The organism is Pseudomonas sp. DF11, assembly GCF_058148565.1.
The window spans coordinates 472,014-495,721 of sequence record NZ_JBYVYN010000004.1 but is presented as its reverse complement, the minus strand read 5'-3'; the positions used below and the strand labels follow the sequence as shown (position 1 = coordinate 495,721).

Annotated in this window: 25 protein-coding genes; 18 read left to right on the top strand and 7 right to left on the bottom strand. The window is 62.2% G+C overall.

Annotated elements, in window-relative coordinates:
• The first annotated feature begins 68 nt into the window (after positions 1–68).
• From urtA to ureC, 11 genes are all read left to right on the top strand, one after another.
• Complete coding sequence (gene urtA, locus AC30D9_RS15695; protein ID WP_134922666.1) at positions 69–1,334, top strand: urea ABC transporter substrate-binding protein; 1,266 nt, start codon at positions 69–71, stop codon at positions 1,332–1,334.
• 163 nt (positions 1,335–1,497) lie between these two features.
• Positions 1,498–3,000, top strand: a complete 1,503-nt coding sequence (urtB, locus tag AC30D9_RS15690) for an urea ABC transporter permease subunit UrtB (RefSeq protein ID WP_490144355.1) — start codon at positions 1,498–1,500, stop codon at positions 2,998–3,000.
• Positions 3,000–4,079: an urea ABC transporter permease subunit UrtC gene (gene urtC / locus AC30D9_RS15685; RefSeq protein WP_490144354.1), complete on the top strand. Its 1,080-nt coding sequence runs from the start codon at positions 3,000–3,002 to the stop codon at positions 4,077–4,079. The genes urtB and urtC overlap by 1 nt, the downstream gene beginning before the upstream one ends.
• Positions 4,076–4,945 (top strand): urea ABC transporter ATP-binding protein UrtD, encoded by an 870-nt coding sequence (urtD, locus tag AC30D9_RS15680; protein ID WP_490144353.1) that lies wholly within the window; start codon positions 4,076–4,078, stop codon positions 4,943–4,945. The genes urtC and urtD overlap by 4 nt, the downstream gene beginning before the upstream one ends.
• A gap of 131 nt (positions 4,946–5,076) precedes the next feature.
• Positions 5,077–5,775: an urea ABC transporter ATP-binding subunit UrtE gene (gene urtE, locus AC30D9_RS15675; RefSeq protein WP_490144352.1), complete on the top strand. Its 699-nt coding sequence runs from the start codon at positions 5,077–5,079 to the stop codon at positions 5,773–5,775.
• A gap of 30 nt (positions 5,776–5,805) precedes the next feature.
• Positions 5,806–6,657 (top strand): urease accessory protein UreD, encoded by an 852-nt coding sequence (locus AC30D9_RS15670; RefSeq protein WP_307575930.1) that lies wholly within the window; start codon positions 5,806–5,808, stop codon positions 6,655–6,657.
• A gap of 151 nt (positions 6,658–6,808) precedes the next feature.
• Entirely contained in the window at positions 6,809–7,111 is a 303-nt protein-coding gene (gene ureA, locus AC30D9_RS15665; RefSeq protein ID WP_047227360.1) for an urease subunit gamma, read from the top strand.
• 9 nt (positions 7,112–7,120) lie between these two features.
• Positions 7,121–7,654 carry a GNAT family N-acetyltransferase gene (locus AC30D9_RS15660; RefSeq protein WP_490144351.1) on the top strand — a complete coding sequence of 178 codons (534 nt, stop codon included), beginning with the start codon at positions 7,121–7,123 and terminating at the stop codon, positions 7,652–7,654.
• A 5-nt stretch (positions 7,655–7,659) separates the two neighbouring features.
• Positions 7,660–8,193 carry a GNAT family N-acetyltransferase gene (locus AC30D9_RS15655; RefSeq protein WP_109752206.1) on the top strand — a complete coding sequence of 178 codons (534 nt, stop codon included), beginning with the start codon at positions 7,660–7,662 and terminating at the stop codon, positions 8,191–8,193.
• Complete coding sequence (locus tag AC30D9_RS15650) at positions 8,190–8,495, top strand: urease subunit beta (protein ID WP_134922659.1); 306 nt, start codon at positions 8,190–8,192, stop codon at positions 8,493–8,495. Before AC30D9_RS15655 ends, AC30D9_RS15650 begins: the two co-directional genes overlap by 4 nt.
• 141 nt (positions 8,496–8,636) lie before the next feature.
• Entirely contained in the window at positions 8,637–10,337 is a 1,701-nt protein-coding gene (gene ureC / locus AC30D9_RS15645; protein ID WP_490144350.1) for an urease subunit alpha, read from the top strand.
• Positions 10,338–10,477: 140 nt separating this feature from the next.
• Here ureC and AC30D9_RS15640 read toward each other — a convergent pair whose 3' ends face one another.
• Positions 10,478–10,777 carry a chaperone modulator CbpM gene (locus AC30D9_RS15640; protein ID WP_025211589.1) on the bottom strand — a complete coding sequence of 100 codons (300 nt, stop codon included), beginning with the start codon at positions 10,775–10,777 and terminating at the stop codon, positions 10,478–10,480.
• Positions 10,778–10,827: 50 nt separating this feature from the next.
• A complete protein-coding gene (locus AC30D9_RS15635) occupies positions 10,828–11,766 on the bottom strand; it encodes a DnaJ C-terminal domain-containing protein (RefSeq protein WP_134922657.1) in 939 nt (312 codons plus the stop codon).
• Between the two features lie 295 nt (positions 11,767–12,061).
• On the opposite strand from AC30D9_RS15635, the gene AC30D9_RS15630 reads away from it, so the two are divergent.
• Positions 12,062–13,336: an Hsp70 family protein gene (locus AC30D9_RS15630; RefSeq protein WP_134922656.1), complete on the top strand. Its 1,275-nt coding sequence runs from the start codon at positions 12,062–12,064 to the stop codon at positions 13,334–13,336.
• A gap of 133 nt (positions 13,337–13,469) precedes the next feature.
• Here the strand turns inward: AC30D9_RS15630 and AC30D9_RS15625 are convergent, their stop codons facing one another.
• From AC30D9_RS15625 to AC30D9_RS15610, 4 genes are all read right to left on the bottom strand, one after another.
• Positions 13,470–14,483 carry an AI-2E family transporter gene (locus tag AC30D9_RS15625; protein ID WP_109752201.1) on the bottom strand — a complete coding sequence of 338 codons (1,014 nt, stop codon included), beginning with the start codon at positions 14,481–14,483 and terminating at the stop codon, positions 13,470–13,472.
• A 217-nt stretch (positions 14,484–14,700) separates the two neighbouring features.
• A complete protein-coding gene (locus tag AC30D9_RS15620) occupies positions 14,701–14,991 on the bottom strand; it encodes a PsiF family protein (protein WP_109752200.1) in 291 nt (96 codons plus the stop codon).
• A gap of 210 nt (positions 14,992–15,201) precedes the next feature.
• Positions 15,202–16,092 carry an alpha/beta fold hydrolase gene (locus tag AC30D9_RS15615; RefSeq protein WP_490144349.1) on the bottom strand — a complete coding sequence of 297 codons (891 nt, stop codon included), beginning with the start codon at positions 16,090–16,092 and terminating at the stop codon, positions 15,202–15,204.
• Positions 16,093–16,222: 130 nt separating this feature from the next.
• Complete coding sequence (locus AC30D9_RS15610; protein WP_490144348.1) at positions 16,223–16,861, bottom strand: FMN-dependent NADH-azoreductase; 639 nt, start codon at positions 16,859–16,861, stop codon at positions 16,223–16,225.
• A 137-nt stretch (positions 16,862–16,998) separates the two neighbouring features.
• Here AC30D9_RS15610 and AC30D9_RS15605 point away from each other — a divergent pair, with 137 nt between their 5' ends.
• The gene (locus AC30D9_RS15605; protein WP_490144347.1) at positions 16,999–17,940 is read left to right on the top strand and encodes a LysR substrate-binding domain-containing protein; all 942 of its coding nucleotides are present in this window, start codon (positions 16,999–17,001) and stop codon (positions 17,938–17,940) included.
• Between the two features lie 57 nt (positions 17,941–17,997).
• Entirely contained in the window at positions 17,998–18,528 is a 531-nt protein-coding gene (locus AC30D9_RS15600; RefSeq protein WP_134922653.1) for a ferritin-like domain-containing protein, read from the top strand.
• A 119-nt stretch (positions 18,529–18,647) separates the two neighbouring features.
• Here the strand turns inward: AC30D9_RS15600 and AC30D9_RS15595 are convergent, their stop codons facing one another.
• A complete protein-coding gene (locus AC30D9_RS15595; protein WP_490144346.1) occupies positions 18,648–20,723 on the bottom strand; it encodes an AsmA family protein in 2,076 nt (691 codons plus the stop codon).
• 377 nt (positions 20,724–21,100) lie between these two features.
• Between AC30D9_RS15595 and AC30D9_RS15590 the strand changes: the two genes are divergently transcribed.
• The 4 genes from AC30D9_RS15590 (at position 21,101) to AC30D9_RS15575 (ending at position 23,701) form a co-directional block, all read left to right on the top strand.
• The gene (locus tag AC30D9_RS15590) at positions 21,101–21,568 is read left to right on the top strand and encodes a hypothetical protein (RefSeq protein WP_490144345.1); all 468 of its coding nucleotides are present in this window, start codon (positions 21,101–21,103) and stop codon (positions 21,566–21,568) included.
• Positions 21,569–21,724: 156 nt separating this feature from the next.
• Positions 21,725–22,357, top strand: a complete 633-nt coding sequence (locus AC30D9_RS15585) for a TetR family transcriptional regulator (protein ID WP_109752193.1) — start codon at positions 21,725–21,727, stop codon at positions 22,355–22,357.
• 172 nt (positions 22,358–22,529) lie between these two features.
• A complete protein-coding gene (ureE, locus tag AC30D9_RS15580) occupies positions 22,530–23,030 on the top strand; it encodes an urease accessory protein UreE (RefSeq protein ID WP_490144344.1) in 501 nt (166 codons plus the stop codon).
• Entirely contained in the window at positions 23,027–23,701 is a 675-nt protein-coding gene (locus AC30D9_RS15575; RefSeq protein ID WP_490144343.1) for an urease accessory protein UreF, read from the top strand. Before ureE ends, AC30D9_RS15575 begins: the two co-directional genes overlap by 4 nt.
• Positions 23,702–23,708 lie beyond the last annotated feature (7 nt).

The window sequence follows — 23,708 nt, the reverse complement described above, 5'->3', positions numbered from 1 at the left end:
TGCAAAAGCACCTTCAGCGTTTGCATCTGCCCTCGAAAAAAAACTCATAAGTCCACGGAGATCGCACAATGAAGCGTCGTAGCTTGATCAAGGCTTTTACACTCTCGGCAAGCATTGCCGCGATGGGCATGGCCTGGACCGTCCAGGCCGCCGAGACCATCAAGGTCGGCATCCTGCATTCGCTGTCCGGCACCATGGCGATCTCCGAAACGTCCCTCAAGGACATGGCGCTGATGACCATCGATGAGATCAACGCCAAGGGTGGGGTGAACGGCAAGAAGCTTGAAGCGGTGGTCGTGGACCCGGCGTCGAACTGGCCGCTGTTCGCGGAAAAGGGCCGTCAGCTGCTGACCCAGGACAAGGTCGCCGTAGTGTTCGGCTGCTGGACGTCGGTGTCGCGCAAGTCGGTGTTGCCGGTGTTCGAAGAGCTCAACGGCCTGCTGTTCTACCCGGTGCAATACGAAGGCGAAGAGATGTCGCCGAACGTGTTCTACACCGGTGCCGCGCCGAACCAGCAGGCGATTCCAGCGGTGGAATACCTGATGAGCGAAGAAGGCGGCAGTGCCAAACGCTACTTCCTGCTGGGCACCGACTACGTCTACCCGCGCACCACCAACAAGATCCTGCGCTCGTTCCTGCACTCCAAAGGTGTGGCGGACAAAGACATCGAAGAGGTCTACACCCCGTTCGGCCACAGCGATTACCAAACCATCGTTGCCAACATCAAGAAGTTCTCGGCCGGCGGCAAGACCGCGGTCATTTCCACGGTCAACGGCGACTCCAACGTGCCCTTCTATAAAGAACTGGCGAACCAGGGCCTGAAGGCCACCGACGTACCGGTCGTGGCGTTCTCGGTGGGCGAGGAGGAACTGCGCGGCATCGACACCAAACCGCTGGTGGGCAACCTGGCGGCGTGGAACTACTTCGAATCCGTGGATAACCCGACGAACAAGAAATTCGTCGATTCCTGGAAGGCCTACGCCAAGGCCAAGAACCTCCCAGGGGCCGATAAGGCGGTGACCAACGACCCGATGGAAGCCACTTACGTCGGCATCCACATGTGGGCGCAAGCGGTGGAAAAAGCCAAGTCCACCGACGTCGACAAAGTCCGCGAAGCCCTGGCCGGCCAGACCTTCGCCGCACCGTCGGGCTACACCCTGACCATGGACAAGACCAACCACCACCTGCACAAGCCGGTGATGATCGGCGAGATCCAGGCCGACGGTCAGTTCAACGTGGTCTGGCAGACCGAAGGCCCGATCCGCGCCCAACCGTGGAGCCCCTTCATCGCCGGCAACGACAAGAAGCCTGACTATGCGGTGAAGAGCAACTGAGCCAATGGGTGTCGGTCCCGAATCCCGGAACCGACACACAACCCTTGTGGGAGCGAGCCTGCTCGCGATGGCGGTGGGTCAGCCAGAAAAGATGTGACTGACCCACCGCCATCGCGAGCAGGCTCGCTCCCACATAGAAAGAAGTTCGCGCAAGGCCTAGCATATGCCCACCGCCCTTTACCGCCTCATCCTCGCCCTGGTGCTGCTGTTGCCACTGGAGGCCCACGCCGGTGACGCCGAAGACTTCGTCGCCGCCAACCCGACCCAGCAGGCCAAGCTCCTGGAAACCTGGGCCGCGCAGCCCGAGCCGGAGCGTGTCGAACTGATCAATGCCTTGCAGCAAGGCCAGTTGACCGTCGATGGCCAGCCCAAGACCCTGCGCCTGAACAACCGCTTGCGCGGGCTGATCGAAACAGCCCTGGCCAGCCATCAATTGCTCGCCGTCGATGCCCGCGTACGCCTGGCTGCCGCACAGCAATTGCAAAAAAGTGCCCGCCCGGCCCAACTGGCCTTTCTCGATCGGCAACTGGCCGGCGAGCAGGACGAAGACGTGCACGCCGCCCTGAGCCTGGCCCTGGCGAACCTGCAACTGGTGGACGCCAACCCGAGCGTGCGCCTGGCCGCCGTGCGGTTGCTGGGAGAAACCGGCGATCCGCTGGCCCGCACCCGCCTCGAAGGCTTGCTCGAACCCGGCGTCGAAACCGATGTCAGCGTACGCACCGCCGCGCAAACCAGCCTCAACCAGGTCAAGCGCAAACTGCTGGTGGGCGAGTTGCTGGGCCAGGCCTTCAGCGGCATGTCCCTGGGCTCGATCCTGCTGCTCGCCGCCCTCGGCCTGGCAATCACCTTCGGCCTGCTGGGGGTGATCAACATGGCCCACGGCGAGATGCTCATGCTCGGCGCCTACTCTACCTACGTGGTGCAGATGCTGTTCCAGCGCTTCGCCCCGAACGCCATCGAGTTCTACCCGCTGATCGCCCTGCCGGTGGCGTTTTTCATCACCGCCGCCATCGGCATGGCTCTGGAGCGCACGGTGATTCGCCACCTCTACGGACGGCCATTGGAAACCCTGCTCGCCACCTGGGGCATCAGCCTGATGCTGATTCAACTGGTGCGCCTGGTGTTCGGCGCGCAGAACGTCGAAGTCGCCAACCCGGCCTGGTTGTCGGGCGGGATCCAGGTGTTGCCGAACCTGGTGCTGCCATACAACCGCATCGTGATCATCGCCTTCGCCCTGTTCGTGGTGGCGCTGACCTGGCTGTTGCTGAACAAGACCCGCCTGGGCCTGAACGTGCGCGCCGTCACCCAGAACCGCAACATGGCTGCCTGCTGCGGCGTGCCCACCGGTCGCGTGGACATGCTCGCCTTCGGCCTCGGTTCCGGCATCGCCGGGCTCGGTGGCGTGGCCCTGAGCCAGATCGGCAACGTCGGCCCCGACCTGGGCCAGAGCTACATCATCGACTCGTTCCTGGTGGTGGTGCTCGGTGGCGTCGGCCAGTTGGCCGGTAGCGTGTTCGCCGCGTTCGGCCTGGGCATCGCCAACAAGATTCTCGAACCGCAGATCGGCGCCGTGCTCGGCAAGATCCTGATCCTGGCGTTGATCATTCTGTTCATCCAGAAGCGTCCGCAAGGCCTCTTCGCGCTCAAAGGACGGGTAATCGACTGATGAACCAGCCCCTGATGCTCACGGCCTCGCAAAAGGCCGGTCCCAAAGTCACCCTCGCCGTCGGTGCGCTGATCCTGGCTGTGCTGCTGAGCCTGCCGTTGCTGTCGTTGTTGGCGGCGGACAATCCGTTGCACGTCTCGGCCTATACCCTGACCCTGGTGGGCAAGATTCTCTGCTACGCCATCGTCGCCCTGGCCCTGGACCTGGTCTGGGGCTATGCCGGTCTGCTCTCCCTCGGCCACGGCTTGTTCTTCGCCCTGGGCGGCTACGCCATGGGCATGTACCTGATGCGCCAGGCCGCCGGGGATGGCTTGCCGGCGTTCATGACCTTTTTGTCGTGGACCGAATTGCCCTGGTACTGGACCGGCACCGACAGCTTCCTCTGGGCCATGTGCCTGGTGGTGCTGGCGCCGGGGTTGCTGGCGTTGGTGTTCGGCTTCTTCGCCTTCCGCTCGCGGATCAAGGGCGTGTATTTCTCGATCATGACCCAGGCCCTGACCTTCGCCGGAATGCTGCTGTTTTTCCGCAACGAAACCGGGTTTGGCGGCAACAACGGCTTCACCAACTTCCGCTCGATCCTGGGGTTTGGCATCACCGAGCCGGGCACCCGGGCGGTGCTGTTCCTCGCCACGGTATTGTTGCTGGTGGCGAGTCTGTTCATCGGCTGGCGCCTGGCCCGCAGCAAGTTCGGCCGAGTGCTGACCGCCCTGCGCGACGCGGAAAACCGCCTGATGTTCTGCGGCTACGATCCACGTGGCTTCAAGCTGTTCGTCTGGGTGTTGAGCGCGGTGTTGTGCGGCCTGGCAGGCGCGTTGTATGTGCCGCAGGTGGGCATCATCAATCCCAGCGAAATGTCACCGACCAACTCCATCGAGGCTGCCGTGTGGGTCGCACTGGGCGGGCGCGGTACGCTGATCGGGCCGCTGCTGGGCGCCGGCGTGGTCAATGGCATGAAGAGCTGGTTCACCGTGGCCTTTCCTGAGTACTGGCTGTTTTTCCTCGGTGCGCTGTTCATCGTCGTGACGCTGTATCTGCCCAAGGGCGTGATCGGCCTGCTGAAGAAAAGAGGTGAACAATGAGAATTACAGCGAGTGCCGAATTCATGCTCGAACCCGCTTTTTTTCCGCCCGAACCCAACCAGGACGCCGGCAGCAGCCGCGACGCCATCGGCCTCGGCCAGGCGGCGGGCGTTGGCCTGAACACCCGTCACGGCACCATCCTGACCCTGGAAGACATCAGCGTCAGCTTCGATGGCTTCAAGGCCTTGAATGATCTGAACCTGTATATCGGCGTCGGCGAATTGCGCTGCATCATCGGCCCCAACGGCGCCGGCAAGACCACGCTGATGGATGTGATCACCGGCAAGACCCGGCCCAGCCATGGCAAGGCCTGGTTCGGCGAAACCCTGGACTTGACCAGCATGAGCGAGGTGCAGATCGCCCAGGCCGGCATCGGTCGCAAGTTCCAGAAGCCCACGGTGTTCGAAGCCTTGAGCGTGTTCGAAAACCTGGAGCTGGCGCTCAAGACCGACAAGTCGGTGTGGGCCAGCCTGCGGGCCAAACTCACTGGCGAGCAACACGCGCGCATCAGCGAAGTGCTGGAGACCATTCGACTCACGACATCGGTCAATCGCGCCGCCGGGTTGCTGTCCCACGGGCAGAAGCAGTTCCTGGAGATCGGCATGCTGCTGGTGCAGGACCCGCAACTGTTGCTGCTCGACGAACCGGTAGCGGGCATGACCAACGCCGAAACCGAGTTCACCGCCGAGCTGTTCAAATCCCTGGCGGGCAAGCATTCGCTGATGGTGGTGGAACACGACATGGGCTTCGTCGGCGCGATTGCCGACCACGTCACCGTGCTGCACCAGGGCAGTGTGCTGGCCGAAGGGTCGCTGGAACAGGTACAGGACAATGAGCGGGTGATCGAGGTGTACCTCGGTCGCTGAGGCGCTAGGTTCCGGCTTTTATGTGGGAGCGAGCCTGCTCGCGATGACTGCGGCACATTCAACAATGATGCAAGCTGAACCACCGCTATCGCGAGCAGGCTCGCTCCCACAGAAGTTCGAGGAGATTGAAGATGCTGCAAGTCGACAAGCTGCACCAGTACTACGGCGGTAGCCACATCCTGCGCGGCCTGTCGTTCGAGGCCAAGGTCGGCGAGGTGACGTGCCTGCTGGGGCGCAACGGCGTGGGCAAGACCACCCTGCTCAGATGCCTGATGGGCCTGTTGCCGGCCAAGGAAGGCGTGGTGAATTGGGAAGGCAAGGCCATCACCACCTTCAAGCCGCACCAACGGGTGCACGCCGGCATCGCCTACGTGCCCCAGGGTCGGGAGATTTTCGGGCGGCTGACGGTGGAAGAAAACCTGCTGATGGGCCTGTCGCGGTTTCCCGGCTCCGAGGCCAAGGAGGTGCCGGCGTTCATCTACGAATTGTTCCCGGTGCTGCTGCAGATGAAACAACGCCGTGGCGGTGACCTGTCCGGCGGCCAGCAACAGCAGCTCGCCATTGGCCGGGCGTTGGCCAGCCGTCCGCGCCTGCTGATTCTCGACGAGCCCACCGAAGGCATCCAGCCCTCGGTGATCAAGGAGATCGGCGCGGTCATCAAGAAACTGGCGGCCCGGGGCGACATGGCGATTTTGCTGGTGGAACAGTTCTACGACTTCGCCGCCGAGCTGGCCGATCAATACCTGGTGATGTCCCGGGGCGAGATCGTGCAGCAGGGGCGCGGAGAAAATATGGAAGCCGAGGGTGTGCGCGGGCTGGTTACGATCTAGTCTGTAGCGTCCTGACGATAATCAGAAATCATGAATCTACCTGTCTCATTACTGGCCCCTTCTGCGGTGTTCACCCCCAGTTGGCATGCCGAGCTAGATCTGGGTTACGCCCGCTTTGGCGATTGCACGCGCCCGGTCCAGCGGCGCCACAAAGGCCCGCTGCGGGTGCAGAAGCACCTGTACGCCGAAGGCCCCGAGGTGTGCCAGCACATCATCGTTCACCCGCCTGGCGGGATTGCCGGCGGTGACCGCCTGGACATCTCGGCCCACGTCGGCCCCGGCGCCTGGGCGCAGCTGACCAGCCCCGGCGCGGCCAAGTGGTACCGCGCCGCCGGCCCGGCGTACCAGCAACTGAACCTCAGTGTGGCCGCCAGCGCGACCCTGGAATGGCTACCCCAGGAAACCATCGTCTTCAGCGCGGCCCAGGCCGAACTCAGCACGAGCATCGACCTGCACGGCGATGGGCGGCTGTTCTACTGGGACATGGTTGCCCTCGGCCGACCAGCCAGCGGCGAGCGGTTCGACCTGGGGCATTTCCAGTCACGGCTGGACATTCGCCGCGACGGCCAGTTGCTGTGGCATGAGCGCCAGCGCATTGTGGGCGGTGACGGGTTGTTGGACTCGCCCATCGGCCTGGGCGGTGATCCGGTGTTCGCCACGTTGTTGGTGACCGGCGAAATCGACAGCGAGCTGCTGGAGCAATGCCGATCCCTGGGCCATGACGTGCGCGGCGACCTGACGCAATTGCCCGGGCTGGTCGTGGCCCGCTGCCTGGCGAGCGAGGCGTTGCTGGCGCGGGGGTGGTTGATTGAATTGTGGCGGCTTTTGCGCCCGGCGTTGCTCGGCCGAGAAGCTGTACCACCGAGAATCTGGAGTACATGAATTTGCTTTTCTGTGGGAGCAGGCTTGCTCGCGAAGGCGGTGTGTCAGCCAACTCAAATGTTGAATGTGAGTCCGCATTCGCGAGCAAGCCCGCTCCCACAGGGGGACATGTTTTTAGCCCAATTTTTCTATCTGCCCTTATGGATTGCACATGGACCTGACCCCACGCGAAAAAGACAAGCTGCTGATCTTCACCGCCGGCCTCGTCGCCGAACGGCGATTGGCCCGTGGCTTGAAACTCAATTACCCGGAGGCCATGGCCTACATTTCCGCGGCCCTGCTCGAAGGCGCCCGTGACGGCCAGACCGTGGCCGAGCTGATGCATTACGGCACCACGCTGCTGACCCGCGAGCAAGTGATGGAAGGCATCCCGGAAATGATTCCGGAGATCCAGGTCGAGGCGACGTTTCCCGACGGTACCAAACTGGTCACCGTCCACCAGCCCATCGCCTGAGGCCGTGTCATGACTCATCACATTCGTGACGCCCTGCCTGCGGACCTTCCAGCGATTCGTGACATCTACAACGAAGCCGCCTTGAACACCACGGCGATCTGGAATGAACAGGCCGTAGACCTGGCTAATCGCCAAGCCTGGCTCAGTGCCCGGCAATCCCAAGGCTACCCGGTGCTGGTGATCGTCGACGCCGACGAAAACGTGCTTGGCTATGCTTCCTTCGGCGACTGGCGACCCTTCGATGGTTACCGGTACACCGTGGAGCATTCGGTCTACGTGTGCAGCGACCAGCGCGGCAATGGCCTCGGCCCACGGTTGATGACCGCGCTGATCGAGCGCGCCCGGACGTGCGGCAAGCATGTCATGGTGGCGGCCATCGAAAGTGGCAACGCCGCCTCGATTCGCTTGCACGAGCGCGCCGGTTTCGTCACCACCGGGCAAATGCCGCAGGTGGGTACCAAGTTCGGCCGCTGGCTGGACCTGACTTTCATGCAGTTGGTCCTCAATCCCGGGGCGCAACCGCCCGCCTTCGACAAGGAGTGATGCCTATGAACCCCGCCCAGTTGCGCCGAGTCCACGCCGAGAGCTTTGCGCATTATCGCCAGGGCCTGATCGATCTGTTGCTCGATGCCGTCGGCTACGGCGCCAGCGTGGGGTTCATGGCCGATCTCGATGCTGTCCAGGCCCGCGCCTATTTCGACGAGGTCCAGGCCAGCCTCAACCAAGGCCACCTGTTGTTGTGGGTGGTGGTCAAGGATGAACAGGTGCAGGCCAGTGTCCAGCTCGCCTTGTGCCAGAAACCCAACGGCCTCAACCGCGCCGAGGTGCAGAAGCTGCTCGTGCGCGGCGAGGCTCGCCGTCGGGGCCTGGGCCAGCAATTGATGAGCGCCCTGGAACTCGGCGCCCGCCAACACAAACGTGGCCTGCTGTACCTCGACACCGAGGCCGGTTCCGAGGCCGAGGCGTTCTACCGCGCCATGGGCTATACCCGCGTCGGCGAACTGCCCGACTACTGCCAGAGCCCGGACGGGACTTACACCCCGACCGCCATCTACTACAAGCTTTTGGGGCAACCGCAATGATTCCAGGCCAATACCAGGTCCAACCCGGCGATATCGAACTCAACGCCGGCCGCCGCACCCTGACGCTGAACGTCGCCAACAGCGGCGACCGGCCGATCCAGGTCGGCTCGCACTATCACTTTTTCGAAACCAACGACGCCCTGACCTTCGACCGCGCCGCCAGCCGTGGCATGCGCCTGAACATCCCGGCCGGCACGGCGGTGCGCTTCGAACCGGGCCAGAGCCGCGAGGTGGAACTGGTGGACCTGGCTGGGCATCGGCGGGTGTTCGGGTTTGCCGGGCGGGTGATGGGCGACCTGTAAGTCATAGGGTGTCTGCACTGGCCCCATCGCGAGCAGGCTCGCTCCCACAGGGGAATGCGATCAACTGTGGGAGCGAGCCTGCTCGCGATGAGTGAGCGAAGCGAACGGTTTCCACATTCAATTGAATTCCAAGGCAAGCACATGAAGATTTCGAGACAAGCCTACGCCGACATGTTCGGCCCCACCGTCGGCGACAAAGTCCGCCTGGCCGACACCGAGTTGTGGATCGAAGTAGAGAAAGACTTCACCACCTACGGCGAAGAAGTGAAGTTCGGCGGCGGCAAGGTGATTCGCGACGGCATGGGCCAGAGCCAGTTGCTGGCCTCCGAGGTCGTCGATACCTTGATCACCAACGCGCTGATCATCGACCACTGGGGCATCGTCAAGGCCGATGTCGGCCTCAAGGACGGGCGCATCGCTGCCATCGGCAAGGCCGGTAACCCGGACATCCAGCCCGACGTGACCATCGCCATCGGTGCCAGTACCGAAGTGATCGCTGGCGAAGGCATGATCCTCACGGCAGGCGGCATCGACACCCACATCCACTTCATCTGCCCGCAGCAGATCGAAGAAGCGCTGATGAGCGGCGTCACCACCATGATCGGCGGCGGCACCGGCCCGGCCACCGGGACCAACGCCACCACTTGCACCTCCGGGCCGTGGCACCTGGCGCGCATGCTCCAGGCCGCCGATGCCTTCCCCATGAACATCGGCTTCACCGGCAAGGGCAACGCCAGCCTGCCGGAGCCGTTGATCGAACAGGTCAAGGCCGGCGCCATCGGCCTGAAGCTGCACGAAGACTGGGGCACCACGCCGGCGGCCATCGACAACTGCCTGAGCGTGGCCGACCAGTACGACGTGCAGGTGGCGATCCACACCGACACTCTCAACGAATCGGGTTTCGTTGAAACCACCCTCGCCGCGTTCAAAGGCCGGACCATCCACACCTACCACACCGAAGGCGCCGGTGGCGGTCACGCGCCGGACATCATCAAGGCCTGCGGCTTCGCCAACGTGTTGCCCAGCTCCACCAACCCGACCCGGCCGTTCACCCGCAACACCATTGACGAACACCTGGACATGCTGATGGTCTGCCATCACCTGGACCCGAGCATTGCCGAAGACGTCGCCTTCGCCGAGAGCCGCATCCGCCGCGAGACCATCGCCGCCGAAGACATTCTCCATGACCTGGGCGCGTTCTCGATGATCAGCTCCGACAGCCAGGCCATGGGCCGCGTCGGCGAAGTCATCACCCGCACCTGGCAGACCGCCGACAAGATGAAAAAGCAACGCGGCGCCTTGCCCGGTGACGGCGAAGGCAACGACAACTTCCGCATCAAACGCTACATCGCCAAGTACACCATCAACCCGGCGATCACCCACGGCATCAGCCATGAAGTGGGCTCCATCGAAGTGGGCAAGTGGGCCGACCTGGTGCTGTGGCGCCCGGCGTTCTTCGGCGTCAAGCCGACGCTGATCCTCAAGGGCGGGGCGATTGCCGCCAGCCTGATGGGCGACGCCAACGCCTCGATCCCGACACCGCAGCCAGTGCACTACCGGCCAATGTTCGCCAGCTATGGTGGCTCACGACACGCCACCAGCCTGACCTTCATCAGCCAGGCCGCCGCCGAGGCCGGGTTGCCGCAACAGCTTGGGCTGAAAAAGAGAATCGCCGTGGTCAAGGGTTGCCGCGATGTGCAGAAGACCGACCTGATCCACAACGATTATCTGCCGAGCATCGACGTCGATCCGCAGACGTATCAGGTCAAGGCCGACGGGGTGTTGTTGTGGTGCGAACCGGCTGACGTGCTACCGATGGCGCAGCGCTATTTTCTGTTTTGAATGGAGTGAGGGCCTGAGAGCAAGACTTGTGGGAGCAAAGCTTGCTCGCGATACAGGCGCCTCAACGCTTGAGGACCGAGTTGAATTCATCGCGGGCAAGCCTTGCTCCCACAGATTGGCGCTTGCTCATCGAGCATTTATCACTCCACCAACCGCCCCAACCGCTGCTTGAGCATGCGGTTTTCGCTGCGCAGTTGCTGCACCTCTTCCAACAGATCCAGCGCCAGGGCGACGCCTTCCCATTCCAGTTCCAGCTCGCGGCGCAGCTTGGCCGCACGGCGAGCCAGGACCAGTTCGTAATCGGTGAAACGCCAATCGGTCGGCGCCGCGCCGTGGGGCTCGAGGATGCCATGGGCGACGATTTCGATCACATGCACATCCGCCAACGCGGCGGCCTCGCAGAATTCCGTCAGAGTCAGTTCAATGATCGGGTTGTTCATGGTCTGCTTCTCCCAATGCTTTAACTGTCGAGTCTAGCCCCTCAAAACAATCAGAAGTTCTCCCGCGGATCGAATGCGGCCTTCTTCGCCAACTCCGCCCACAGCGCCTTGACCGCCTCGTCGTTGGCCTTGGGCATCACGGCCTTGAGCTGTACGAACAGGTAGCCGCGCTCGCCGGCCTTGTTGCGCAGGCCGTGGCCCTTGGCGCGCATGCGCTGGCCGTTCTGGCTGCCAGCCGGGACCTTGAGGTTGATCTTGCCGGTCAGGGTCGGCACCGCCACCTCGGTGCCCAGCGCCAATTCCCACGGCGCCAGGGGCAAGGTGATGATCAGGTCCTGGCCTTCGACGTCGAACTTGGGGTGCGGCGCGAAACGAATGGTCAGGTACAGATCGCCGTTGGCACCGCCGCCAATGCCGGGGGCCCCCTGGCCCTTGAGGCGGATACGTTCGCCGTCGGTCACACCCAGCGGAATCTTCACATTCAGGCTTTTGCTGGTGTTGCTCACATGCTGGCCGGCAGCGTTGTACTGCGGTACCTGGAAGCTGACTTTCTTCGACTCGCTCGACAGGGTCTCTTCCAGGAAAATCGGTAGTTCCATTTCCACGTCTTGCCCTCGACGGCCGGCGCTGCGACCTGACTGTCCGCCACCGAAACCCGACCCGCGATTGCCGAAGATCGAACTGAAGAAATCCGAGAAATCCCCGGTGTCCTGGCCACCAAAACCGCCACGGCTCTGCCAGCCCGGCGGGCCCTGGAACGGTTGGCCATGCTGGCCGTAGCGGCGCAGGTCGTCGTATTCGGCGCGTTTGTCGGCGCTTTTCAGCGCTTCATAGGCTTCGGAGACGTCCTTGAACTTGGTCTCGGCGTCCTTTTCCTTGCTCACATCCGGGTGGTACTTGCGCGCCAGTTTGCGATAGGCGGCCTTGATCGTGGCGTCGTCAGCCGTCGGCTCCACACCCAGAATCTTGTAATAGTCTTTGAAGTCCATCGAAGGATCACCATCCGTTATCGATATCGCACCGCCACCCGCAGCATGCTCGTGATACAAGTCCTGGGGTTTGACCGATCTCAAGGTTTGTGACCGGGCGGCGCTTCAGAAGTTTATCGGCAGCCGGTGGCGGTTCTTGTACCGCCCTGTGCTACCAGGCCCATGCCAGCAAGTTTGGGGGTACAAGCGTCGCTTTCAAGGCCAACGTTTACGAATTAGCGGATAACCGGCCTTCGAATCCGCGCCGCACTGGCATACACTGCGCGGCCGTTTTTTCAACTGGAACCCGAAAGACATGAAAAACGCATCCCCGGCCCGTGCCTGCGGCATCGACTTTGGCACGTCCAACTCCACTGTCGGCTGGCTGCGCCCCGGCATGGAAACGTTGATCGCGCTGGAGGACGACAAGATCACCCTGCCCTCGGTGGTCTTTTTCAATCTCGAGGAGCGCCGTCCGGTGTATGGCCGTCTGGCCCTGCACGAATACCTGGAAGGCTACGAAGGCCGACTGATGCGCTCGCTCAAGAGCCTGCTGGGCTCCAAGCTGATCAAGCACGACACCAGCGTGTTGGGCACGGCGATGCCGTTCAAGGATCTGCTGGGGTTGTTCATCGGCCAACTGAAGAAACGCGCCGAAGCCACCGCCGGTCGGGAATTCGAAGAAGTGGTCCTGGGGCGCCCGGTGTTTTTCGTCGACGACGATGAAATGGCCGACCAGGAAGCGGAGAACACCCTGGTGGACGTCGCCCGCGCCATCGGTTTCAAGGAAGTGTCGTTCCAGTACGAACCCATCGCGGCGGCCTTCGATTATGAATCGACCATCGAGAAAGAAGAGCTGGTGCTGATCGTCGACATCGGCGGTGGTACCTCGGACTTCTCCCTGGTGCGCCTGTCCCCCGAGCGTCGCACCCACGACAACCGTCATGCCGACATCCTCGCCACCGGTGGCGTGCACATCGGCGGCACCGATTTCGACAAACAACTGTCGCTGGCCGGCCTGATGCCGCTGTTCGGCTACGGCAGCCGCATGAAAAGCGGCGCCTACATGCCCACCAGCCACCACATGAACCTGGCGACCTGGCACACCATCAACGCGGTGTACTCGCAGAAATCCACCCTGGCCCTGGGCAGCATGCGTTACGACATCGAAGACACTGGCGGCATCGACCGGTTGTTCAAGTTGATCGAACAACGCGCGGGGCACTGGCTGGCGATGGAAGTGGAAGAAACCAAGATCCAGCTGACTCACAGCGACCAGCGCCACGTGCCACTGGACCGAATCGAACCGGGCCTGAGCGTGGACCTCAGCCGGGCCTTGTTCGAGTCGGCCATCGACGGCTTGCTGGAGCGGGTGCGCGGCAGCGTCTCGCAGTTGCTCAACGATGCCAACGTGCGGGTCGATCAGGTGGACACGGTGTTCTTCACCGGCGGTTCCAGCGGCATCCCGGCGCTGCGCAACAGCGTCTCGGCGATGCTGCCCCAGGCGCGGCATGTGGAAGGCAATATCTTCGGCAGTATTGGTAGCGGGTTGGCGATCGAGGCGATGAAGCGCTACGGCACTCAGGTCTGATCCAGGACCGAGGCGCAGCTATCGCGAGCAGGCTCGCTCCCACACTTGGCCGGGTTTCTTCAGAAGGAATGCCGTTGACTGTGGGAGCGAGCCTGCTCGCGATGGCGCCAGATCAGACGCCACACCCACCGGTTCAAACCATCCCCACCTGCTTCAACTCACTCTTCAAGTAAGCATAATAAATCGGCCCCGCCACCACCCCCGGCAGGCCGAATGCGGCTTCGAACACCAGCATCGCCATGAGCAATTCCCAGGACTTGGCGCTGATCTGTCCACCGACGATACGGGCGTTGAGGAAGTATTCGAGCTTGTGGATCACGATCAGGTAGCCCAGCGCCGCCACGGCGACCCAGATCGATAGCGACAGGCCGACAATGGTGATCAGCGTGTTGGACATCAGGTTGCCGATGACCGGCAGCAGCCCCAGCAGGAAGGTCATCACGATCAGGGTCTTGGTCAGCGGCAGTTTGATCCCGAATAGCGGCAGCACCACCGCCAGGAAGATCCCGGTGAAAAAGGTGTTGAGCAGGGAAATCTTGATTTGGGCGAAGACGATGTTGCGAAACGCCTTGACCAACAGGTTCAGGCGATCGAACAGCGCCGCGGCCAGGGGTTTGCGCTTGGTCAGGTCGGGGATGCGCTGCAAGGCAACGATGGCCCCCAGGACCATGCCGATCAGCAGCGTCACGAACATGTGGGCCGCGTCCTTGCCCACCAGTTGCAGGTCGCTCAGGTGCTTGCTCACCCAGTCACCGATCGCCACGCGGAACTCGGCGGCACTGGCTGGCAGGTAAGCGTCGATGAACGGCGGCAACTGTCCGCGAGCACGATCGACCACCGCCATGAACTTGTCCAGGGACGCGCCAGGGTTCTCCGCTTCATGCAACAGGAAACTGAAGGCACCGGCGAAGATCAACGTCAGCACACTGACCACCAGCGTGCCCAGCAACGCCACCGCCAGCCAGCGAGCGCGGCGCCCTTCGATCAACCGTTGCAACTGCGGGGTGAGCATGTTGACCAGCTCGAACACCAGCAACCCGGCCAGCAGGCTCGGCAACAGACGCAGCGGCAGCACTAGTAACAGCCCACCAAAAATGATCACCCAACTGATCACCAACAACACATGACGCTGAGAAAACGTTGGCATACAGCCTCAGGACAAAACGGCGTGAAAGGATCGGCAGTCTGCCAGCCTTCCACCAGCAGCACTAGGGATTGTATCGGCCGACCTTGGTCGCAGTTCAGGGGTTTTTGTAACTTTTGCGCCGGCCCATCGCGAGCTGGCTCGCTCCCACGATGGACCGGGCACGACAAATCCACTGTGGGAACGAGCCTGCTCGCGATGAGGCCCCCACAGGTGCCATTTACTTGTTCTTCAGGCAATCACTCATGAACGCCTTGCGGGCATCGCCCTTCAGGGCCTGGGTGGTGGCCGTGGCGTTGCAGGTCTTCATGCGTTCCTGAGGCGTGCTCGGCGCAGCAGGGGTAGCCTTGAGGCAGTTGCTCATGAACGCCTTGCGCTCGTCGCCCTTGAGCGCCTTGGCGGTGGCGTCGGCGTTGCAGGTGGTCATCTTGGTCTGCTGCGCCGTCGCGGCGAAGCCCTGGGAACACAGCAGCAAACCAATCATCAACAAAGGCACACGAAGCATCTTCATGGTGTTTCTCCTGGCTGCCGCACGAGGGTACGGCGATGAAGTGCAGTGTAGACAAAGCTTGTTACACCTTCACCCGATTGATCCTCAGTGCCTGATATGCCGCTTTCGCGAGCAAGCCCGCTCCCACAGTTGACTGAGTTTCATCAGGAAGAATGCGATCAACTGTGGGAGCGGGCTTGCTCGCGAAGAACGATAACGCGGTCCAACCAGCTACACCCCGGCAGCCTTCAACCGCTCGGCATGCTCGACAAACAACCGGATCGGCTCGGCCCCCTTGCCCACCAGTCCCAGCGACTGGTTGACGATGTCGAAGTGGTCCAGCGGATAGTCATCGCGGATGACCGTACCCAGGTGCGAGCTATAGCGTCCGACCATGCCGTCGCATTGCCCTGCCTCTCTTACAAAGGTGCGGGCGAATAAACGGCAACTGCGGTTGGTGCCATCGAACAGGTTGCGTCCCTTATCGGTCTTGCCCGGCTGCAAGGTGCCGGACCATGAGTAATAGCGCACGCCGTTGACTTCTTCCGGGCCATGTCCGCCCCAGGTCACCGGCAAGCCCTGTGGATAACGTTGGTTGAACAGCGTTACCCCGGCGGTGGTCAAGGAGGCATGGGAAGCATGGATATCCACCGGTAGTTTCGGCCCGCGATAGCCAGTGTCCAGCAGGCTCATCAGGGCGTTGATCAGTCGCAGCACGGCACTGAGCAGGCGCCCCCCGGCGCTGTCGGCCGGGTAGTGGAGTTGCAGGTAATCAGCCAGCTCGGAACCGTGATTGGTGCCGGCCACCGACGTGACCGACGCCACCAGGTCCGGGCGCTTGGCGGCTGCATAGCGGGCGGTGAGGCTGCCCTGGCTGTGGCCGATCAGGTTGACTTTCTGCGCACCGGTCTGCCGCAGGATCTCTTCGATCCGCGCCAGCAATTGCTCGCCGCGCACCTCGGACGAATGCAGCGGCGAAACCTTCACCGCCACGACCACGGCCCCGCCGCGACGCAACGCCGAGACGATCCCATACCAGTACGGGAACAGCACCAGGCGTATGAACCCGAGCATGCCCGGGACCAATACCAGCGGGTAGCGAGTGGCGCAGCGTTGCGACATAGCGACATCCTTGTGATCAAGAGGTGGTCCAGCATCGGTACCGATGATGACCAGTCTATGACACCCATGTCACTTGCGAGCCACGAAACTGTGGGCGCTTGCTCCCGTTGGGCTGCGCAGCAGCCTTTTCTCAAAAGGTTCGTGCCAACGCCAGCAAGCGCTCCTCGGCCTCGGCACAGGACAAGGCAAAACTGCGCTCGGCCGATTCTTCGCCTTCGGCCGCCACCACCGTCACATCGGTGATACCGATAAACCCCAGCACGGTACGCAGCAGCGTGTCGGCGTGGTTCATGCTCTCCAACTGGCCGCCGGGCCCGAAACCGAAATCGCCGCGACTGGTCACGATCAGCGCTTTCTTGCCCAACACCAGCGGCTCGTAGTGCGACACGCCGTTATCCAGGCGGTGGTTGAACGTCAGCCCGATGCGCACGATCTGGTCGATCCAGGCCTTTATGCCGCTGGGCACGCTGAAGTTGTGCATGGGCGCGGAGATCACCAGTCGATCATGGGCTTGCAACTCCTCGACCAAGGTATCGCTCAGGGCCAGGTCCGCTTGCATGACCAACGGTCGCTCCTGAGGCTCGGGGTAAAACGCCGCGGCGATGAAGGCTTCGTTGACCGGCGCGATCACCGTCCGTCCGACTTCGCGACGGGTCAATTGCGATTGTGGATGGGCAGCCTGCCACGCCGAGACAAACGCCTCGGCCAGGCGCCGGGAATGGGAGCGTTCGCCACGAGGGCTGCCGTGCACTACAAGAATCTTGCTCATCTGAATCTCCTTTTATGCGGCTACAATCAACACTGTTCGTGCCTTGCAGCTTGATATCCGGCGCTGCTTTCAGACAAATGAGCGCTAGTTCACCCGGATGAATTAATTTCATCTATCGTGTTTTCAGGAGAGTTCAGATGTTCGCCAACCTGCCGCTCAATGCCTTGCGCGCCTTCGAATCAGCTGCGCGGCTGCTCAGCTTCAAGGCGGCTGCGGCGGAGTTGTCGGTGACGCCGACGGCGGTCTCCCATCAGATTCGAGCCCTGGAGAGCTGGCTAGGGCTGATGCTGTTCGAACGCCTGCCGCGCCAGGTACGCCTCACCGAAGGTGGGCAACGCTTGTTCCACAGCCTGCATGGGGCCTTGCTGGAGGTGGCGCAAAGCGTCGACACCCTGCGCCCGCAACGCAGCACCAGCCACCTGACACTGTCCACCACCGCAGCGTTTGCCACCCTGTGGCTGGTGCCACGCCTGGGCCGGTTTTATGCCCGGCACCCGAATATCAACGTGCGCCTGGACACCCATTGCGAGGTGATCGACCTGCACCAGGACGCCAGCGTTGACCTGGTGGTGCGTTACAGCCTGGATGCCTACCCGAACCTGTACGGCATGTGCCTGTTCGATGAAAGCTTCGGGGTCTATGGCTCGCCTGAACAGGTGGCCCTGGCTGCCCGGCAAGCGCCGACGCTGATCAGCGTACGCTGGCACAACTCCAAGCTGTACGCCCACGGTTGGGATGCCTGGTGCGCCCAGGCTGGGGAGACCTGGCTCACCCGACAGCCGTGCATGCGCGAGTACGATGAGGAGCACTACGCCTTGCAAGCGGCGATTGCCGGGCAGGGCCTGGTGCTGGCGAGCAATATCCTGGCGTCGGAAAGCATCGCCAGCGGCTTGCTGGTGGGCTATCGCCCGGATGTCCAGGTCAATGGCGCCGGCTACAGCGCCCTGTGCGTCCCGGGTCGCGAACGCCATCCGCCGGTGCGGGCATTCTTCCAGTGGCTGGGAGAGGAAGCGCGGATGTCCGGTCATGCGCTGAAAAATTCGGTAAAACTTTTTCAGGACCGCGTCACTCACATTTAGAGTGATCGCGCCAGCAGAGCGTGACGCCCAAACCGGATCAGCCTCCAGGAGAACGAGATGAGCGACATGCACTTATCCGATGTAACCACCCTGCGCGAACGTGCACGGCAGAACGTGCAGAACGGCGCCGTGACCGAAGGCTACGGCGCCGATCGGCAGGAAGTCATCCGCCTGCTCAACGAAGCACTGGCCACCGAACTGGTCTGCGTGCTGCGCTACAAGCGCCACTACTTCATGGCCGCCGGCCTCAAGGCCAGCGTGGCGGCCAGTGAGTTTCTCGAGCACGCGAACCAGGAAGCCGAGCACGCCGACAAACTCGCCGAGCGCATCGTGCAATTGGGCGGCGAGCCGGAGTTCAACCCCGACCTGTTGACCCGCAATTCCCACGCCCAGTACGTGGCGGGCAACACCCTCAAGGAAATGGTGTACGAGGACCTGGTGGCCGAGCGGATCGCTATCGACAGCTATCGGGAAATCATCCAGTACATCGGTGAAAAAGACCCGACCACCCGGCGCATCTTCGAAGACATCCTGGCCCAGGAAGAAGAGCATGCCGATGACATGGCCGACATTCTGGCCGACCTCTGATACCGCTATCGCGAGCAGGCTCGCTCCCACATTTGATCGGGTTTCTCCAGGAGGAATGCGATCTAGTGTGGGAGCGAGCCTGCTCGCGATGGGGCCAGTAGCCTCACTGCAAGACTTGGCTACCGCGTGGGCTTGACCGTCACCGGCGCCTTGCCCGCCTTCATCTGCTCCAGCAGCGGCGCGCACTGGTTCGGCTCACCGCCGCTGGGCGCCACCAGTGCCAGCAATCCGGCGGCCGGTGCGGCGATTACACCCAATGCCACCATCCCGGCACCGCGCAGCATCAGCGGCACCGCCTTGACCCCGGCGGCGGGCTTGGCGAACGTGCCCCGTACGTACAACGGCGAGCGCAGGGAAATCAGGCGCCAGCCCTTGGACTCGGGGGTGATGGTCAAGTCCAGCTGTTCACTCGCCATGTTCGCCGTACCATCGATGTAGATGATCGCGTTCTCGGTGTCGAACACGAACAGGCGTGTGGTTGCCAGGCCGGTCTTGATGTCGAAGTCCGCCGCCGCGCAATTGATCTTCACTTCCTTGTCGCCGAAGATTTTCCCTACCACGTAGTTACCGACGTTCAGCCCCGCCAGCTCCATCAATTCCCGGCTGATGGCACCATCGTTGATGAGCATTTTCAGTGTGCCGTTGGAAGTCCCCAGCAGCGCCGCCACCGAATTGCCGCGCCCGGAGATATCGGCATCGCCGTTCAGTTCACCGAAGCTGGTTTTCATCGGCTCAAACCCCGGGAACAGCTGCTTGAGCTTGAACCCACGCGCCGTCAACTTCGCCTGGCCTTCAAGGGGCTGGGTGTGCCCGTTCAGGCGGACCTGCGCATCGAGCCGGCCACCGGCCACGCCGAAGCGCAGGGGTTCAAGGCTCAACTGCCCATCGTTGAGCACCAGGTGGGTATAAAGATCGGTGAACGGCAACTGCTCGCTATGGACAATACGCTTGCCGGTGAACTCCACATCGGCGTCCATCACGCTCCAGCGCTCGGTGCGAAACTCTTCCACGGGCAAGACCTTGTCGGCCGGCTGCTTGCTGGCGCCGCCCCGGGCCTTTTGCTCGGTATTGGAGTCAGCACCGATCAACGGCGCCAAGTCGCTGAACAGCAGTTGATTGGAAACCAGCGCGCCACTGAGTTTCGGCCGCGGCTCACTGGCGACATAGGCCAAGTCACCGTGGATATCGCTGTCGCCGATCTTGCCGTTGAACGCCTCGTAGCGAAACAGCGCCCCACCCGGCTCATGCAACTTGGCAATCAAGCGGCCATCGGTGGCATAAGGCGGCGAATCCGGCAGGGTCACGCCCGTCAGGGGGTAGAGATGGGCCAGGCTGGCGCCGGCCAGTTTCAGACGTAAATCCAGGGCCCCCAGGTTCATCGGGTCGGTCAGGGTCCCTGCCAGTTCGACGCGGGTATCGGCGATCTTCGCCTGGGCCTGGAGCGGAAAGGGTCGTGACGCATCCTGCAATGCCAGCAAGCCGCCGACCTTGCCGGAGCCGCTCAAGCTTTGCCCGTGATACTGCCCGTTGACCTTGAGGGCGAATGCGTAGTCCTGCGGTGTCGCACCTTGGTCCTGGGCTTTTTTCGCGGCCTTGTCACCGACGATATCGCTGAACGGGATGGGTTTGCCCAGCGGGTCGATCAGCAGATCGAGGCGGGTCTTGAGCGTCTGGTCATCAAGGGTGACGTGGCCTTTGTCGAAGCCGATGGCACCGATGTCCACCGCCCAGCTGGATGGCTCGGCATCCGGGTCTTTCGGGTCGAACTGGAAGGTCCAGTTGGCACGCCCGTCAGCCAGGCGTTGCAGGTTGGCGTCGGGCTCAGTCAGGTCGATGCGTGGAATCGCCACCCGCCGGGCCAGCAGCGCCAGGGGCGAAATACGCAACTCAACACGCTTGAGCGTGACCATTTGCGGAGTTTTCGACCAATCCGGGTTACCCAGGCTCAAGTCCTCGGCCACCACATGGGGCCAGGGCAACCAGGCGCGCCAGCCACCTTCCTCCGGTTCACGCTGCCAGGCCACCGCCAGGTTGCCGTTGATGGCGAAGGGGCGATGCAGCTCCTCGGAAACCTTGGCATTGAGCGTGGGCTTGATGCGGTTCCAGTCAAAGAACGCAATGACCAGGACCAGCACGGCCAGCAGGATAACAAGGCTGGCAAAGCTCCAGGCGAGGATTTTCGAGGTGCGCGTCATGCACAAGGCTCCAGATGAACAAATCAGCGTGCGCAACCGCGACGCCTTGAAAACACGAACCAGCAGTCGGTTCGTTATGAAGGGTTGGACTGGTAGAACGGCCCGCAGGTGCCGATGAACGGCGCAAAAAAATGCCAGGATCCTGACCAACCAGCCAACAAACCGTTACCGCACCCGCACATTTGCGAGGCACCGATGGGTACAAAATACCCACCACGGTGCAAAACCGCACCTCGGAAACGCCCGTTCTAGAGCCTTCCGCGCAAACAATCAATTCCGTTGATTATTACCATTGCCTTTATGAACTTTTATATCGACTTATCGAGAGTAGCATTGCCCTCGTACCCACTTTATCGCCCTCCCAAGGAGCAACGATCATGAAACGCCAAATACTGATGAGCCTGTCCCTTTCACTGCTGGCCTCGACTGCTTTCGCACTGCCAGCGTCCGAACAAGCCACGCCACAGGTCAAGGACAGCCATTCTGTCTACAGCCAGACGGTTGCCGAAGGTGGAAATGAACGCATGAAAGAAAAAGGCCTGGCCGAAGGCGGCGGTGACCGCACTCCACAAGGCGTTGAACTGGCAGCCGATGGTTCCAGCCGTACTCCACAAGGTCAATTTCTTGCCGAAGGCGGCGGTGACCGTACCCCACAAGGCGTAGAACTGGCAGCCGATGGTTCCAGCCGTACTCCACAAGGTCAATTTCTTGCCGAAGGCGGCGGTGACCGTACCCCACAAGGCGTGGAACTGGCAGCCGATGGCGCCAGCCGCACTCCACAAGGCCAGTTTCTTGCCGAAGGCGGTGGTGACCGCGTGAAAGAACGCAACAGTACAGCGAGCTGAGCCCATGGTGGCCCGGAAAAAAGCCCGATTCCTCCAATCGGGCTTTTGACTTTTCAAACCCTTCGTTTTCCCCAATCGATCCCCCTCTACCGTTCGACGTTGGCAAAGCCGATTTGCTAGAGTGCGTCGCTCCGATGAATCAGAAGTCAGCTTGCGATGCTGCCCCGCGCCGAACAGAAACAACAGACCCGAATTGCCCTGATGGATGCAGCCCGTCATTTGATGGAGTGTGGCCGGGGATTCGGTAGCCTGAGCCTGCGGGAAGTCGCCAGGACGGCAGGCATCGTGCCCACCGGGTTCTACCGGCACTTCGACGACATGGACCAACTGGGCCTGGCACTGGTCTGCGAAGTCGGCCAGACCTTTCGCGAAACCATCCGCCTGGTACGTCACAACGAATTCGTCATGGGCGGCATTATCGATGCCTCGGTGCGGATCTTCCTCGACGTGGTGCAGGCCAACCGCTCACAGTTCCTGTTCCTCGCCCGCGAGCAATACGGCGGCTCCCTGCCAGTGCGCCAGGCCATCGCCCAACTGCGCGAAGACATCAGCTCGGACCTGGCCGCCGATCTGGCCTTGATGCCCAAGCTGCAGCACCTGGACCTGGCCGCCCTGGGGGTGATGGCCGACCTCATCGTCAAGAGCGTGTTCGCCACCCTGCCGGACATCATCGACCCGCCCGCCCACGCGCTCCCCGAACACCTCACGCCCCAGGCGAAGATTACCCAGCAACTGCGGTTCATCTTCATTGGCCTCAAGCATTGGCAAGGGCTGGGCAGTACCGAATAACCCATAGCCTTCTTTGTAAAGCCGCAAAATGGTGCGAAATATTTCATAGCGCACCAATATGGCACGCAATCCGCCCCATCCTGAAACGCCATCCCAGCTATTTCCTACACCTTCTTCGATTGGCAAGCCCCTTGCTCTAAACACAGCACCGTTCATTGCTGGAAGCACTCCGATGCTGGTGATTCACCGCAGAATCGACACTCAACCGCGCTGGGACGCCGAGCTGCACCTGACCTTCGACGCCCGCAGCAAAAGCCGCCTGCGCTGTTTCAGTGCTGAGGGTGAAGATGTGGGGTTGTTCCTGGAACGAGGCCAGCCGCCGTTGTACGACGGCGAATGCCTGCAGGCCGAAGACGGTCGCATCGTGCGTGTCTGCGCCCGTCCCGAACAACTGCTGCATGTCACCTGCGCCAATGCCTTCGAACTGACCCGAGCCGCCTATCACCTGGGCAACCGACATGTCGCCCTGCAAGTGGGCGATGGCTGGTTGCGCCTGCTGGACGATTACGTACTCAAGGCGATGCTCGAACAACTGGGTGCCCGTGCCGAATCCATCGAAGCGCCATTCCAACCGGAACACGGCGCCTACGGTGGCGGCCATCATCATTCCCGGCACGGCGACGAAGATTTCAACTACGCGCCACGCCTGCATCAATTCGGCGTACGCACATGAACCCGGCCTGGGCGCTGCTGCGTCTGGCCAGCCCGCAGTTGCCGATTGGCGGCTACAGCTATTCCCAGGGGCTGGAGATGGCAGTGGACAATGGCCAGGTAAAAAATCCCGACGATGCACATCGCTGGATCAGCGATCAATTGCTGCTGAACCTGGCCCGCTTCGAAGCCCCCTTGTTGTTGGCTCACTGCACAGCCGCCGCCGCTGACGATTGGGACGCGCTGCTGCAACATTGTGAAGCGCACCGCGCCAGCCGGGAAACCCGTGAGCTGTATCAGGAAAGCCGGCAAATGGGCTACTCGTTGCAGCAACTGCTCACCGGCCTGCCGGAACTCGACGCCGCCGCACGGGGCTTTCTGGAACAACGCAGCGAACCGCACCTGGCACTGTGCTGGGCCCTGGCCGCTCGCGCCTGGCATATCGCCCCCCAGGACGCCCTCGCCGCCTGGCTGTGGAGTTGGCTGGAAAACCAACTGGCAGTGCTGATGAAAACCCTGCCCCTGGGCCAGCAAGCCGCCCAGCGCCTGACCAGCGAACTGCTGCCGCTGCTGCAACAGGCCCAGCACAACGCCTCGAACCTCGACCCCGATCATTACGGCAGCGCCGCGTTTGGCCTGTCCCTGGCGTGCATGGCCCATGAGCGCCAGTACAGCCGTCTGTTCCGTTCCTAGGAGACAC